Below are 14,666 nucleotides of genomic sequence, written 5' to 3'. Positions count from 1 at the left end.
GCCATTCTCCGGACGGTTGTGACGGGCGGGGTGCTGACGGCGCAACGGGGATGTGGTTAACATCACGTCGACACGGCAGTGTTGCCGGAGTGTTACGGAGGTGTGCGACGTGCGGTCAGCCCTGGGACAACGCGCCATGAAACTGCGTATCTGCGGCATCCGTACGCTGTGGGACACCGTCGGTGACGGGGAGTTCTTCTGCCCCGGCTGCGGCGGGGACCGCAACTACCGCCGCCTCACCGGACGCCGCCGCTTCGCCGTGCTGGGCGTGCCGCTGCTGCGGCGCGGCACCACGGGCCCGGTCGTCGAATGCGCCGCCTGTCACGGGCACTTCGACTGCGAGGCGCTCGACCACCCCACGACCACCCGGTTCTCCGCGATGCTCAGGGACGCCGTGCACACGGTGGCCCTCGGCGTTCTCGCGGCCGGCGGCAGCACCTCCCGTACGGTCCTGGAGACCGCGGTCGAGACCGTGCGCGGCGCCGGTTTCGACGACTGCACGTCCGAACAGCTCGCCACCGTCGTCGAGGTGCTGTCCGCCGACATCGGCCACGGCTCCGCGTTCGACCCGGCCGCCGAGGCCTGCGGTGCGGCTCTCGCGATCGAGCTCCACGAGGCGCTGGAACCGCTCGCTCCGCACCTTGCCCCCACCGGGCGTGAATCGATTCTGCTCCAGGGGGCCCGGATCGCCCTCGCCGACGGCGCGTACAGCCCGGCGGAGCGCGAGGTGCTGACCACGGTCGGCGGGGCGCTGCGGCTGCGCGCCGAGGACACCGCCCGGCTGCTCGCCGCCGCGGCCCGTACGCCCTCCTGAACCCGAACCTGCAACCGTCCGCTACTCCCCCCGCGGGAGTAACTGGCCCTTCGCGCCCTCCCGGGCAGTAGCCGGGAAGCCGGCCGCTGGCGCACGCCGTCGCCGACCTCCACTCCGCGCCGATGCCGCAGACCTGGATCGTGCTCTACACGGTGGCCGTCACCGGCCGCCCGCTGCGCACCCTGGCCGTCGGCGTCGGCGTCACCTCCGTGATGGTGACGGTCGTGCTCGCCCTCAGCGCGCACGACGGCCTCGAACTGCTGCGGATCTCCGGGTGGGTCGTCGCCGTGCTGTTCTGCGGGGTCGACGTGCGCATCTACCGCCAGTACGTCGCCTCGGTGCTGGAGCGCGCCGAACGCGCCGAACGGACCCGGGAGGAGGAGGCCGCCCGGCGGGTCGCGGAGGAGCGGCTGCGCATCGCCCGCGATCTGCACGACCTCCTCGCCCACAGCATCACCCTCATCGGGGTGCAGACCTCGGTCGCCGCGCACATCCTGACCGTCGACCCGGAACGGCTGGACCGGCAGGCCGTCGCCGCCTCGCTGGACGACATCGCCGAGACCTGCCGGGAGGCCAGGGCCGAGCTCAGGACCACCCTGCGGGTGCTGCGGGGGACCGGGCAGGAGGGCGGGGGAACGGCCCCGGACGGCCCGCTGCCCGACCTGGCCGCCCTGCCCGGCCTCGTACGGGCCGCCGAGGCGGCCGGGGCCCGGGTCGACCTCGACGTCGGCGTCCCGGCCGGCCGCCTCGCCCCGGCCACCGGGGCCGCCGCCTACCGGATCGTCCAGGAGTCCCTGACGAACGCCGTGCGCCACGCGGGCGCCGGCGTCCGCATCCGCGTCGTCGTCGCGCCCGCCGCCGGGGCCCTGCGGGTCACGGTCACCGACGACGGCACCGGTCCGGTGGACGACGGCTCCGCACCCGGGTTCGGGATCGTCGGAATGCGGGAACGCGCCCGCTCCACGGGCGGCACCCTCACGGCGGGCCCCCGTCCCGGCGGCGGCTTCGAGGTGTCGGCGCTGCTGCCGTTCCCGCCCCCGCCCCCGGCGAACCAGCCGGACGACCCACACACGTACGCGCATGAACACGCGCCGGAACGGGAAGCGGAGACCACCTCATGATCCGGGTACTGCTCGCGGACGACCAGACGCTCGTCCGGGCGGCCTTCGCGATGCTCGTCGGTTCCGACCCCGGCATGGAGGTGGTCGGCGAGGCGGCCACCGGCCTCGAAGCGGTGGCGCTCGCCCGCTCGGCACGCGCCGACCTCGTCGTCATGGACATCCGGATGCCCGAACTCGACGGCATCGAGGCGGCCCGGCGCATCGCCGCCGACGAGGACCTGGCCGGGGTGAAGGTCCTGGTCCTCACCACGTACGACACCGACGACCACATCGTCGACGCGCTGCGCGCCGGTGCCTCCGGCTTCCTGGTCAAGGACACCCGGCCCGCCGACCTGCTCGCCGCGATCAAGACGGTCGCCGCGGGCGAGTCGCTGCTCTCGCCCGGCCCGACCGCCCGGCTCATCGCCCGCGTCCTCAGTGCCCCGAGCGCCCCCGCCGGGCCGGGACCCGGCGGCCTGGGCATGCTCTCCGAGCGCGAACGCCAGGTCCTGGCCCTGGTCGCGCGCGGCCTCAACAACACCGAGATCGCCGAGAGCCTGGGCCTCAGCCCGCTCACCGCCAAGACCCACGTCAGCCGGATCATGGGCAAGCTCGGCGTCCGGGACCGGGCCCAGCTGGTGATCGCCGCATACGAGTCGGGGCTTGTGGTGCCCGCCGGGGGAAGCTGACCGGGCCGCTTCCGGGGGCGGGCCCCGCGTGTCGGTGGCGTACCGGACAATGGGACGCATGAGCTTGTTCCGGGACGACGGCGTGGTGCTGCGCACGCAGAAGCTGGGCGAGGCCGACCGGATCATCACGATACTGACCCGGGGCCACGGCCGGGTGCGGGCCGTCGCGCGCGGGGTGCGCCGCACCAAGTCCAAGTTCGGGGCCCGGCTGGAGCCGTTCTCCCATGTGGACGTGCAGTTCTTCGCGCGCGGCAGCGAACTGGTCGGGCGCGGGCTGCCGCTGTGCACCCAGAGCGAGACCATCGCCCCGTACGGCGGCGGGATCGTCACCGACTACGGGCGCTACACCGCCGGAACCGCGATGCTGGAGACCGCCGAGCGCTTCACCGACCACGAGGGCGAACCCGCGGTCCAGCAGTACCTGCTGCTGGTGGGCGGGCTGCGCACGCTGGCCCGCGGCGAGCACGAACCGCATCTGATCCTGGACGCCTTCCTGCTGAGGTCCCTCGCGGTCAACGGCTACGCTCCCAGCTTCGACGACTGCGCCCGCTGCGGACTGCCCGGACCGAACCGTTTTTTCTCCGTGGCGGCGGGCGGCATCGTATGCGGCGACTGCCGGGTGCCCGGCAGCGTCGTACCCTCGGCTGAGGCCGTCTCTCTGCTGAGCGCCCTGCTCACCGGCGACTGGGAGACGGCGGACGCGTGCGAGGCGCGTCATGTCAGGGAGGGGAGCGGACTGGTGTCCGCGTATCTGCACTGGCATCTGGAGCGCGGGCTGCGTTCACTGCGGTACGTAGAGAAGTGACACAGGGAGACTGAGAAGCTCATGGCAGTACGCGGGATGCTCGGCGGCCGTAACCGGCGCGACTACAAGACCCCGGAGCCGCACCCGTCCGGTGCCGTGCCCCCGAAGATCCCCGGTGAGCTGGTGCCCAAGCACGTCGCCATCGTGATGGACGGCAACGGCCGCTGGGCGAAGGAGCGCGGTCTGCCGCGCACCGAGGGACACAGGGTCGGCGAGGGCGTCGTCATGGACGTGCTCAAGGGCTGCATCGAGATGGGCGTCAAGAACCTCTCGCTGTACGCCTTCTCGACGGAGAACTGGAAGCGGTCCCCGGAGGAGGTGAAGTTCCTGATGAACTTCAACCGGGACGTCATCCGCCGCCGCCGCGACGAGATGGACGAGCTGGGCATCCGCATCCGTTGGGTGGGCCGCATGCCCAAGCTGTGGAAGTCGGTCGTCCAGGAGCTCCAGGTGGCCCAGGAGCAGACCAAGGACAACGACAGGATGACGCTGTACTTCTGCGTCAACTACGGCGGCCGGGCCGAGATCGCGGACGCCGCGCAGCGGATCGCGCAGGATGTCGCCGCCGGGCGGCTCGACCCGTCGAAGGTCAACGAGAAGACGTTCGCGAAGTACATCTACTACCCGGACATGCCGGACGTCGACCTCTTCGTGCGCCCCAGCGGTGAGCAGCGGACCTCGAACTACCTGATCTGGCAGAGCGCGTACGCCGAGATGGTCTTCCAGGACGTGCTGTGGCCGGACTTCGACCGCCGGGACCTGTGGCGGGCCTGCCTGGAGTTCGCCCAGCGCGACCGCCGCTTCGGCGGCGCCGAGGAGATCGAGGCCTCCGGCCGCTGAGCAGTCGCGCGACGGGCCCGGCGGGTGCGCCCCGCCGGGCCCGGATCACGTCACTTCCCGGCGCTCGCGCAGTCCGCGCAGGTGCCGAAGACCTCGACCGTGTGCGCCACGTTGACGAAGCCGTGCTGGGTGGCGATGGTCTCCGCCCACTGCTCGACCACGGGGCCCTCGACCTCGACGGCCTTGCCGCACATGCGGCAGACCAGATGGTGGTGGTGCTCGCCGGTCGAGCAGCGCCGGTAGACGGACTCGCCCTCCGTGGTGCGCAGGACGTCCACCTCGCCGGCGTCGGCGAGGGACTGCAGGGTGCGGTAGACCGTCGTCAGGCCGACCGAGTCCCCGCGGTGCTTGAGGACGTCGTGCAGCTCCTGGGCGCTGCGGAACTCGTCCACCTCGTCGAGCGCGGCCGCCACGGCTGCCCGCTGCCGGGTCGACCGGCCGCGGACCGGGGCCGCGTTCGTTCCACTGATCGGCGCCGTCGCCACAGGAGCCTCCTCGTGTCGCCCGTACATCTGTCGGGCCATTGTGCCAGCCCGCCCCGTCCGGGGGATCAGACTCGGACGTCGTCCGGTGCCGGGCGGGCCGCCGGTACTTCCAGGGTGCACCGCTCCGTCTCGGTTTCGCCGCGCCGGGCCCGGCGGCGGGCCAGCGGGGCGGCGAGCAGGGTCAGCGCGACGAAGACCCCGATGGCCAGCAGCACGATCGTCGCGCCGGGCGGGACGTCCTGGTAGTACGAGGTGATGGTGCCGGACAGGGTGACGCCGACGCCGATGACGACGGAGAGGACGAACGTCACCTTGAAGGAGCGGGTGATCTGCTGCGCGGCGGCGACGGGGACCACCATCAGGGCGCTGACCAGCAGCAGCCCGACGACCCGCATCGCGACCGTGACGGTGACCGCGGCGGTGACCGCGACCAGCAGGTTCAGCAGCCGCACCGGCAGACCGGTCACCCGGGCGAACTCCTCGTCCTGGCTGACGGCGAACAGCTGCCGCCGCAGCCCCACCGTCACCAGCAGCACGAACGCGGCCAGCAGCGAGATCGCGGTGACGTCCTCGGAGGAGACCGTGGACAGCGAGCCGAAGAGGTACGAGGTGAGGTTGGCGTTCGAACCGGTGTCGGAGAGGTTGATCAGCAGCACACCGCCCGCCATGCCGCCGTAGAAGAGCATGGCCAGCGCGATGTCGCCGCGGGTGCGGCCGTACCAGCGGATCAGCTCCATGACGACCGCGCCCGCGACGGCGACGGCGGTGGCCATCCAGACGGGGCTCGTGGAGAGCAGGAAGCCGAGGCCGACGCCGGTCATCGCGATGTGGCCGATGCCGTCGCCCATCAGGGCCTGCCGGCGCTGGACCAGGTAGATGCCGACGGCGGGCGCGATGACGCCGACCAGCACGGCGGCGAGCAGGGCCCGCTGCATGAAGGGAGGGTTGAGGAATTCCATGGTCAGCTCAGCAGTCCCGTCCGGACGGGCTCGGAAGCCGCGTGGGGGTGTACGTGGTCGTGGCCGGGCAGCGCGTGCTGCCCGACGGCCTTCGGTGGCGGACCGTCGTGCAGGACGCAGCCGTCGCGGAGGACGACCGCCCGGTCGATCAGGGGCTCCAGCGGGCCCAGTTCGTGGAGCACGAGGAGCACGGTGGCCCCGTCGGCGACCTGCTCGCGCAGGGTGGCGGCGAGGATCTCCTGGCTGGCCAGGTCCACGCCCGCCATCGGCTCGTCCATGATCAGGAGTTCGGGTTCGGCGGCGAGCGCGCGGGCGATCAGCACGCGCTGGTGCTGGCCGCCGGAGAGGGCGTTCACCGAGTCCTTGGCGCGGTCGGCGAGACCGACGAGCCTGATGGCCCGGTCGACGGCGGCGCGGTCGGCCTTGCGGGGGATGCCCAGCCGGGTCCGGGAGAGGCGTCCGGCGGAGACGACCTCGCGGATCGTGGCGGGCACACCGCCGGCCGCCGTGGTGCGCTGCGGCACATAGCCGACCCGGGCCCAGTCGCGGAAGCGGCGCAGCGGGGTGCCGAAGAGCTCGACGGTGCCGCCGGTCAGCGGGACCTGGCCGATGACGGAGCGGACCGCGGTGGACTTGCCGGAGCCGTTGGCGCCGAGCAGGGCGACGACCTCGCCGCGGTGCACGGTCAGGTCGACGCCGCGCAGCACGGGACGTGCTCCGAGGGTGGCGGTGGCGTCGCGGACGACGATCACGGGTTCGCGGTCGGGGTTCTGGGGCTCGGGCATGAGCGCCTCCGGTGCTGCTGCGCGGTTCGGGCCGATGGGTGCGGTGGGGTCGTCGCTCACTTCGCGCCGAGTGCCGTGCGCAGGGCGGCGAGGTTGGACTTCATGACCTCGATGTAGTCATCGCCCTTGGATGCCTTGGTGATTCCCTCCAGCGGGTCCAGGACGTCGGTGCGCAGCCCGGTGTCGCGGGCGACGGTCTTCGCGGTCTTGTCGCTGGCGAGCGTCTCGAAGAAGACGGTGGTGACCTTCTTCTTCTCCGCGATGGAGTGCAGGGCGCTGATGCGGGCGGGGCTGGGCTCGGCCTCGGGGTCGATGCCGGCGATGCCCTCCTGGGTGAGGCCGTAGCGCTCGGCGAGGTAGCCGAAGGCGGAGTGCGTGGTGATGAACGTCCTGGTCCCGGTGTTCTTCAGCCCGGTCCGGTACGCGGTGTCGAGCGTCCCCAGCTCCTTGACCAGCGTGTCCGTGTTCTTGCGGTAGTCCGCGGCGTGGTCCGGGTCGGTCTTCTCCAGGGCCTTGCCGACGCCCTTGGCGACCTCGGTGTACTTCACGGGGTCCAGCCAGATGTGCGGGTCGGCACCGGCCTCCCCGTCCTCGTGCTCGTGGGCGTGCTCGTCGTGGCCGTGTTCCTCGCCACCGACCTCCGTGCCGTGGTCCTCCAGCGTGGTCAGCGTCGTGGCGTCGAGGGTGTTCTTGGACTCCGAGAGCTTGATCGCGTCGTCGACGGCGGGCTGGATGCCCTTGAGGTAGAGGATGAAGTCGGCGTCGCTGAGGCCGCCGATCTGCCGGGGGCTGAGCTCCAGGTCGTGGGGCTCCACGCCGGGCTTGGTGAGGCTGGAGACCGAGACGTGGTCCCCGCCTATGCGCTCCGCCAGGAACTGCATCGGATAGAACGACGCCACCACGTCGAGCCGGTCGCCGCTCTTGTGGTCGGAGGCGTCGGACGACGAGCAGGCGGTGAGGGCGGTGAGGCCGAGGGCGACCGCGCCGGTGATGGCGGCCGTGGGTATGAGGCGGCGTACGTTCATGACAGTCATTTTCAACAAAAGTGGAAACGATTGTCAACAAGCGGGGTTCGTGGCCGGGACCGATACCGATTTGATCGAAGGGGCGTGGCCGCCGGTAATCTGGGCCCTTCGCCCACCCGTTCCGTCGTCGTAATGAAGAGAGCACCGTGGCCGCCGACAAGATCGACACCATCGTCAGCCTGAGCAAGCGCCGTGGCTTCGTCTACCCCTGCAGCGAGATCTACGGTGGCCAGAAGGCCGCCTGGGACTACGGGCCGCTGGGTGTCGAACTCAAGGAGAACCTCAAGCGCCAGTGGTGGCGCTACATGGTCACCTCCCGCGAGGACGTGGTCGGTCTCGACTCGTCGGTCATCCTGGCCCCCGAGGTGTGGGTGGCCTCCGGCCACGTCGCCACGTTCTCCGACCCGCTGACCGAGTGCACCTCCTGCCACAAGCGCTACCGCGCGGACCACCTGGAGGAGGCCTACGAGGAGAAGCACGGCAAGGCGCCGGCCAACGGCCTGGCCGACCTCAACTGCCCGAACTGCGGCAACAAGGGCACCTTCACCGAGCCCAAGCAGTTCTCCGGCCTGCTCTCCACGCACCTCGGCCCGACCCAGGACTCCGGCTCGGTCGCCTACCTGCGCCCCGAGACCGCCCAGGGCATCTTCACCAACTTCGGCCAGGTGCAGACCACCTCGCGCAAGAAGCCCCCGTTCGGCATCGCGCAGATGGGCAAGTCCTTCCGCAACGAGATCACTCCGGGCAACTTCATCTTCCGCACGCGCGAGTTCGAGCAGATGGAGATGGAGTTCTTCGTCAAGCCGGGCGAGGACGAGCAGTGGCAGGAGTACTGGATGGAGCAGCGCTGGAACTGGTACACCGGCCTCGGCATGCGCGAGGAGAACATGCGGTGGTTCGAGCACCCGCAGGAGAAGCTCTCCCACTACTCCAAGCGCACCGCTGACATCGAGTACCGCTTCCGCTTCGGCGGCAGCGAGTGGGGCGAGCTGGAGGGCGTCGCCAACCGCACCGACTACGACCTCACGGCCCACTCCAAGGCCTCGGGTACGGACCTGTCCTTCTTCGACCAGGAGAAGAGCGAGCGCTACACCCCGTTCGTCATCGAGCCCGCGGCCGGTGTCGGCCGCGCGATGCTGGCCTTCCTCCTCGACGCCTACAACGAGGACGAGGCGCCGAACGCGAAGGGCGTCATGGAGAAGCGCGCCGTGATGCGCCTCGACCCGCGCCTGGCACCGGTCAAGGTCGCGGTCCTCCCGCTGTCCCGCAACCCGCAGCTCTCGCCGAAGGCCAAGGGCCTCGCCGCCGACCTGCGGCAGAACTGGAACATCGAGTTCGACGACGCGGGCGCCATCGGCCGCCGCTACCGCCGCCAGGACGAGATCGGCACGCCGTTCTGTGTCACCGTCGACTTCGACACCCTGGACGACAACGCGGTCACCGTCCGCGAGCGCGACACGATGAAGCAGGAGCGCGTCTCCCTGGACCAGATCCAGGGTTACCTGGCCTCCCGGCTGCTCGGCTGCTGACGGCCGCACCCGCTGAACGAAGCCCCCGGTTCCGCGCCCGCCGCGGGACCGGGGGCTTCGGGGGTCCCGGGGGCCCGGCTGCGGAAAACCGGGTGAGGAGGGCGCCCGGCATGGGTACCGTCTTCCGCATGTATTCGTTCTTCCAGATCTACGAGTGAGAGCGCGGCGGGCCCGACCACCCGCCGCCCCCTCCGGATCGATCCAAGGTCGCGACAGACCTCACCGAGACCAGACATTGGGAGAACCCATGGCCAAGAGCCGCAACAACCTCCTCGGCGTCGGCGGACAGCGCAAGAAGCTGTCCCGCACCGGGGCGCAGGGCGCCGGCACCGCACGCGAGGCCGACCGCAGGACGGCCGCCGACCAGAAGCAGGAGCTGCTCCGCAAGATGCGGGAGCGGGCCACCGGCACCGAGCAGCCCGACACCGCGGACGCAGAGGCCGAGGCGCAGGCCCTCGATCCGGAGGCCCCGGCGCAGAGCTGACGCCCCCGCCACGCGCACACCGGCCCCGGCGGGCGGACCCCTGGTCCGTCCGCTGGGGCCGCGCCGCGTCCGCCCCGCGTCCGCAGGGCGTCACCCCACCGTGCGCGGCAGCCGCAGGCTCAGCGCTGTCGTCAGGGCGACTGCCGCAAGCTGCACCAGCAGGGTCACCACCAGTGCGTCCCGCATCCCCGAACCAGGTGCCAGGGCCAGGAACAGTGAGCCGAGCGTCGCCACGCCGAGGGTCAGCGTCGCCTGCTGGGTCGTCGTCATCACGCCGCCGCCCACCCCGGCCCGCTCCGGCGGTACGTCCGACAGGATGATGCGGAAGATGACGGGCAGCTGGAGGCCCTGGCCGAAACCGGCGACGGCCATTCCGGGCATCAGGCCCGCCATGCCCAGGCCGGACCAGCCCCGCCACACCGTGAGCGCGAGCACCACCACACCCACCGCCTGGATCAGTCCACCGGCCGTCACGACCCGGCTGCCGTGCCGCCGTACCAGCCGGGGGCCGGCCAGCGACGCCACGAAGAAGGCCACCGCCATCGGAGCCATCGACAGGCCGGACTGCGCCGGGCCCAGCCTCAGGCCCTGCTGGAGCGCCACCGCGATGACGAACATGAAGCCGCCGAAGCCCACCGAGAACGGCACCACCAGCGCCAGCCCGCGCCGCAGCGACTCCAGGCGCAGCAGGCTCGGCGGCACCAGCGGGACCAGCCCGCGCCGGTCCGCCCGCCGCTCCACCCGGTAGAACGCGGCCGCGGCGAACGGGAACAGCGCCAGCGACACCCAGGTCCACAGCGGCCACCCCGCCGCCCGCCCCTCCGTCAGCGGGGCCAGCAGCGTCAGCAGCGACACCGCGAGCAGCAGCGTGCCCGGTACGTCGACGGGCGCCGGCTTGTCCGCCCGTGTCTCCGGCACCGCGCGTGCCGCCAGGACCAGGCCGACCGCCGCGACGGGCACGTTGACCAGGAACACCGAGCGCCAGCCCGCGCTCTCGCCGAACACCGAGGACATCGGCGCGGCGGCGACCAGCGCGCCGCCCAGGATCTGGCCCGCGACCATCGAGAGCCCGGCCGTCGCCCCGTACAGGCTCATCGCCCGGGCCCTGCGGTGTCCGGTGGTGGCCGCCTGGATGGTGGCCAGCACCTGCGGCAGCATCAGGGCCGCCGACGCGCCCTGCGCGACCCGCGCCCCGACCAGGGACCAGGCGTCCGGGGCCAGCCCGCAGGCCAGCGAGGTGAGCCCGAAGGCCGCGATGCCCGCCAGGAACAGCCGGCGCCGGCCGGCCATGTCGCCGAGCCGCCCGCCGAGGACGAGCAGCACGGCGTACGCGAGCCCGTAGCCCGCGACGACCAGTTCCAGCAGGGCGGGGCCCGCCGCGAGGTCGTGGTCGATGGTGGGCAGGGCCACGTTGACGATGAAGAAGTCGATCAGGGGGAGGGCCGCGCCCAGCAGCACGGTGAACAGTCCCAGCGTGCCGAGCACCGGGCCGGGATGGTCGTGCCGCACCATCGGGGAGGCCGTGGCGCTTGCCGTTGTCGTCCGTACAGAGGATTCACTCACGCCACCGACGATCGCCCGGCTCGCAGCCTGGTACCAGAGTGTCTTTATCCTGGTACAAGGACCACCAGGCACAGACGGTCCGCAGTCCGCACACGGCCCGCACTCTGGAGCGATGACGACCATGGCGACGCCGGCCGCGCAGACGGCCGCCCCCGGCGGGAGCGAGCCCGACATCCGGCGGCACGAACTCGCGAACTTCCTGCGCAGTCGCCGCGAACGGATCACCCCCGAGCAGGCCGGCCTCGTCCGGGGCCGCCGCCGGCGCACGCCCGGGCTGCGCCGCGAGGAGGTCGCCCAGCTCTCCGCCGTGGGCGTCACCTGGTACACCTGGCTCGAACAGGCCCGGGACATCCAGGTCTCGCCCCAGGTTCTCGACGCCCTCGCCCGCGCCCTGCTCCTGGACCGCAGCGAGCGCAGCCACCTCTTCTCGCTCGCGGGAGCCATCGACCCCGCCCCCGGCACCGAGTGCCCGCACATCACCCCCGCGCTGCGCACCATGCTGCGGCAGCTGGAGCCGATCCCCGCCTGTGTGCAGAACAGCCGGTACGACATCCTCGCCCACAACCGCACGTACGGGCGTCTGCTCTGCGACATGGACGCGGTCGCGCCCCAGGACCGCAACGTCATGCTGCTCGCCCACACCAACGAGCAGTGGCGCGCCTCGGTCATGGACACGGCCGAGGTGACCCGCTTCATCACCGCAAAGTTCCGCGCGGCGATGGCGGAACACCTCGCCGAGCCCGCCTGGAAGGAGCTGTTGGGGCGGCTGGAGGCGGCGTCGCCGGAGTTCCGCGAGAACTGGGCCCGGCACGAGGTCGTCGGGGTGGGCAGCCGGTCCAAGGTCTTCCGCAACGCCTGGGTGGGGCTGCTGCGCGTCGAGACCACCGACCTGTGGCTCGGCCCCTCGGCCGGCCCCCGCCTGGTCAGCTACGCGCCCCGCGACGCGGAGACGCACGAGCGGCTGGAGCAGCTCCAGGAACTGGTCCGCGCGACGGAGTCCTGAACGCGGGTGGGCGCCGCCGGTTCAGGACCGCCGCGCCGCCTGCGGCCTCGGCCCCGACCGGATGCCCGCCCTCGCCCTCACACCCCCGTCCGCGTCTCCGAGGCCCGGCCGGGGGACCCGGCGGCCGGGGCCGCGCCCGCCGGCTCCGCCAACCGCTCCGCCGTCCGGCGGGCCGTCCCCCGCGCCCACCGGCCGCTGCTCAGCGCCCCCACCAGCAGGACCGCCAGACCGCAGCCCGTGACGACCCACCAGCCCGGCCTGCTCGCCTCCACGAAGCCATCCGAACCGGCGGACCCGCTCATGCCCGCCGCCAGGACCGCGCCGATCACGGCGACGCCGAGGGTCTGGCCGATCTGGCGGCTCGTGGAGGCGACGGCCGCCGCCACTCCCGCCTGGGAGCGGGGCATGCCGGAGACCGCGGTGTTGGTGATGGGCGCGTTCACCGAGCCGAAGCCCAGGCCGAACAGCACGTACGCGCCGAACATCGAGACCGTGCCGGTCTCCGCGTCGAACGCCGCCAGCATCAGCCCGCTCACCGCTATCGCGCCGCCCGCGACCAGCAGCGGGAGGCGCGGTCCGCGACTGGCCACCAGCCGCCCGGACACCGGCGAGAGCACGCACACGACGGCCGCCATGGGCAAGGTGTACAGGCCGGCGTCCAGCGCGCTCAGGCCCCGGACGTCCTGGAGGTAGAGCGTGTTCAGGAAGAGGAAGCCGCCGAGCGCGGCGAACGCGCTGACCGCGATCACGGTGGCCCCGCTGAACGGGACGCTGTGGAAGAACCGCAGGTCGATCAGCGGATCGGCACGCCGGGGCTCGTACACCAGCAGCCCCACCAGGGCCGCCGCCGCGAGCCCGGCGAAGAGCAGGATCTCTCCGGAGGCCCACCCCTTCTGCGGGGCCTCGATGATCGCGTACGTCAGCGAGCCGAGCAGTGTGATCACCAGGACCTGGCCCACCGGGTCCGGGCGGCGGGCCCGGTGGGCGCGCGACTCGGGGACGTAACGCCAGGTCAGCAGCAGCGCGGCGATACCGACCGGGAGGTTGACCCAGAAGATCGAGCGCCAGCCGACCGAGTCGACCAGGCCGCCGCCGACCACCGGGCCGGCCGCCATCGAGATGCCGACGACCCCGCCCCAGACCCCGATCGCACGGGCGCGCTCGCGGGGATCGGTGAAGGTGTTGGTGATGATCGACATCGCGACCGGGTTGAGCATCGAGCCGCCCACGGCCTGCACCATCCGGAAGGCGATGAGGGCCTCCAGGCTCGGCGCCAGCGAGCAGAGCGCCGAACCCAGGGTGAACAGGACGAGGCCGGCCATGAAGACCTTGCGCCGGCCGATCCGGTCGGCGGTGGAGCCCGCGAGCATCAACAGGGCTGCGAGGACGAGCGTGTACGCGTCGATCGTCCACTGCATCCCCGCGACACTCGCGTCCAGCTCCCGGCGCATGGCGGGCAGGGCGACATTAAGGGCGGTGGTGTCGAGGCTGACGATCAGCAGGCTCATGCAGCAGATCGCCAGCACCAGCATCCGTCGCCGGTGGCTGAGCTCAGGCATCCATTGATAGTACGACTAACTAATGACTTCCGCTGCCAGTGCCTTCGCCGCGTCCCGGACCAGCGGGTGGTCGCCCGCCGCGTCGGAGGCGCCCGCGGGCTTCGTCGTCAGCACCGCCAGCACCACGGGCACACCCTCCGGCGTCCACGCGACGCCCACGTCGTTGCACGAGCCGTACGAACCGCCGCCCGTCTTGTCGGCGACCGTCCACTCCGGCGGCAGCCCGGCCCGGAACCGCGTACCGCTCGTCCGGCAGTTGAGCAGCCAGTACGTCAGCCGCTCGCGGTCCCGGCGCTCCAGCACGTTCCCCAGGACGAGCCGGGCGTAGTCGCGGGCGAGCGCGGACGGGGTCGTGGAGTCCGTGACCCGGCCCGGCTCGGCGGAGTTCAGATCGGGCTCCCAGCGGTCCAGCCGGGTCACGCGGTCGCCCAGGGAGCGCGCGAAGCGGGTGACCGCGGCCGGGCCGCCCAGCTCGCGCAGCAGCAGGTTGGCCGCGGTGTTGTCGCTGTCGCCGATCGCGGCGTCGCAGAGACGGGCGACGCTCAGCCCGCTCGCGAGGGCCTCCGGGGTGTCGGTGACCGGCGAATCGGACACGCAGTCCGCCTCCGTGTAGCGGATCACCTTCTCCAGCACCTCGCCGTCCCGGTCCAGATCCCGCAGGACGGCCGCCGCGGCGAGCGTCTTGAACGTGGACAGCATCGGGAAGCGCTCGTCGGCCCGGTGCCGCACCGTGACCCCGGTGGCCACGTTGTACGCGAAGGCGCCGACGCGGGCCCCGTGCGTCCGCTCCAGCTCGCGCAGCCGGGCCGTCGTGGAGCCGGCCGCGGCATGCGCGGGGCCCGCGCCGAGGAGCAGCGCCCCGGCGCCGCCGAGCGCGAGCAGTGCGCGACGGCTGGGGGAGCCAGGGGTTAAGCGGGACATGGGCGTCGTCATGAGTTTCGTCTCCTTCGTTCGCGGCAAACCTTCACCGGCTCCGCGCCGGAGACCTCACGCTACGGGCCGGGTCCGACAACGCCGCCTCTTTCC

At 72.2% G+C, this 14,666-nt stretch carries 14 protein-coding genes and 1 pseudogene; 8 read left to right on the top strand and 7 right to left on the bottom strand.

Features of this window, described 5'->3' with window-relative positions; all coding sequences use genetic code 11:
* Positions 1–136: 136 nt before the first annotated feature.
* From OG242_RS09070 to OG242_RS09050, 5 genes and pseudogenes are all read left to right on the top strand, one after another.
* Positions 137–814, top strand: a complete 678-nt coding sequence (locus tag OG242_RS09070) for a TerB family tellurite resistance protein (protein WP_405897652.1) — start codon at positions 137–139, stop codon at positions 812–814.
* 92 nt (positions 815–906) lie between these two features.
* Positions 907–1,935 (top strand): annotated as a pseudogene (locus OG242_RS09065) (sensor histidine kinase); the annotation flags it as partial.
* Complete coding sequence (locus OG242_RS09060) at positions 1,932–2,603, top strand: response regulator (protein ID WP_405897651.1); 672 nt, start codon at positions 1,932–1,934, stop codon at positions 2,601–2,603. The pseudogene OG242_RS09065 and the gene OG242_RS09060, both read left to right, overlap by 4 nt.
* 58 nt (positions 2,604–2,661) lie before the next feature.
* On the top strand, positions 2,662–3,408 hold the full coding sequence (gene recO, locus OG242_RS09055; protein WP_405897650.1) for a DNA repair protein RecO: 747 nt from the start codon (positions 2,662–2,664) through the stop codon (positions 3,406–3,408).
* Between the two features lie 21 nt (positions 3,409–3,429).
* On the top strand, positions 3,430–4,248 hold the full coding sequence (locus OG242_RS09050) for an isoprenyl transferase (protein WP_405897649.1): 819 nt from the start codon (positions 3,430–3,432) through the stop codon (positions 4,246–4,248).
* Between the two features lie 50 nt (positions 4,249–4,298).
* On the opposite strand, the gene OG242_RS09045 is transcribed toward OG242_RS09050, so the two are convergent.
* From OG242_RS09045 to OG242_RS09030, 4 genes are all read right to left on the bottom strand, one after another.
* Entirely contained in the window at positions 4,299–4,733 is a 435-nt protein-coding gene (locus tag OG242_RS09045; protein ID WP_018518251.1) for a Fur family transcriptional regulator, read from the bottom strand.
* Positions 4,734–4,798: 65 nt separating this feature from the next.
* Positions 4,799–5,692: a metal ABC transporter permease gene (locus OG242_RS09040; RefSeq protein ID WP_405897648.1), complete on the bottom strand. Its 894-nt coding sequence runs from the start codon at positions 5,690–5,692 to the stop codon at positions 4,799–4,801.
* A 2-nt stretch (positions 5,693–5,694) separates the two neighbouring features.
* Positions 5,695–6,477 (bottom strand): metal ABC transporter ATP-binding protein, encoded by a 783-nt coding sequence (locus tag OG242_RS09035; protein WP_405897647.1) that lies wholly within the window; start codon positions 6,475–6,477, stop codon positions 5,695–5,697.
* 56 nt (positions 6,478–6,533) lie between these two features.
* The gene (locus tag OG242_RS09030; protein ID WP_405897646.1) at positions 6,534–7,502 is read right to left on the bottom strand and encodes a metal ABC transporter substrate-binding protein; all 969 of its coding nucleotides are present in this window, start codon (positions 7,500–7,502) and stop codon (positions 6,534–6,536) included.
* A gap of 146 nt (positions 7,503–7,648) precedes the next feature.
* Here OG242_RS09030 and OG242_RS09025 point away from each other — a divergent pair, with 146 nt between their 5' ends.
* Together OG242_RS09025 and OG242_RS09020 are read left to right on the top strand one after the other, a co-directional pair.
* Positions 7,649–9,031 (top strand): glycine--tRNA ligase, encoded by a 1,383-nt coding sequence (locus OG242_RS09025; RefSeq protein WP_405897645.1) that lies wholly within the window; start codon positions 7,649–7,651, stop codon positions 9,029–9,031.
* 247 nt (positions 9,032–9,278) lie between these two features.
* Positions 9,279–9,515, top strand: coding sequence for a DUF6243 family protein (locus OG242_RS09020; protein WP_405897644.1), 237 nt, complete (start codon positions 9,279–9,281; stop codon positions 9,513–9,515).
* A gap of 90 nt (positions 9,516–9,605) precedes the next feature.
* Here the strand turns inward: OG242_RS09020 and OG242_RS09015 are convergent, their stop codons facing one another.
* The gene (locus tag OG242_RS09015; protein ID WP_405901560.1) at positions 9,606–11,027 is read right to left on the bottom strand and encodes an MFS transporter; all 1,422 of its coding nucleotides are present in this window, start codon (positions 11,025–11,027) and stop codon (positions 9,606–9,608) included.
* A gap of 163 nt (positions 11,028–11,190) precedes the next feature.
* On the opposite strand from OG242_RS09015, the gene OG242_RS09010 reads away from it, so the two are divergent.
* Positions 11,191–12,081 carry a helix-turn-helix domain-containing protein gene (locus OG242_RS09010; RefSeq protein ID WP_405897643.1) on the top strand — a complete coding sequence of 297 codons (891 nt, stop codon included), beginning with the start codon at positions 11,191–11,193 and terminating at the stop codon, positions 12,079–12,081.
* 77 nt (positions 12,082–12,158) lie between these two features.
* Here the strand turns inward: OG242_RS09010 and OG242_RS09005 are convergent, their stop codons facing one another.
* Positions 12,159–13,640 carry an MFS transporter gene (locus OG242_RS09005; protein ID WP_405897642.1) on the bottom strand — a complete coding sequence of 494 codons (1,482 nt, stop codon included), beginning with the start codon at positions 13,638–13,640 and terminating at the stop codon, positions 12,159–12,161.
* A 15-nt stretch (positions 13,641–13,655) separates the two neighbouring features.
* The gene (bla, locus tag OG242_RS09000) at positions 13,656–14,573 is read right to left on the bottom strand and encodes a class A beta-lactamase (RefSeq protein ID WP_405897641.1); all 918 of its coding nucleotides are present in this window, start codon (positions 14,571–14,573) and stop codon (positions 13,656–13,658) included.
* Positions 14,574–14,666: the final 93 nt, after the last annotated feature.

Source organism: Streptomyces sp. NBC_00727 (genome assembly GCF_045161745.1).
Taxonomy (GTDB): domain Bacteria; phylum Actinomycetota; class Actinomycetes; order Streptomycetales; family Streptomycetaceae; genus Streptomyces.
This window is presented reverse-complemented; position numbering and strand designations above follow the sequence as displayed.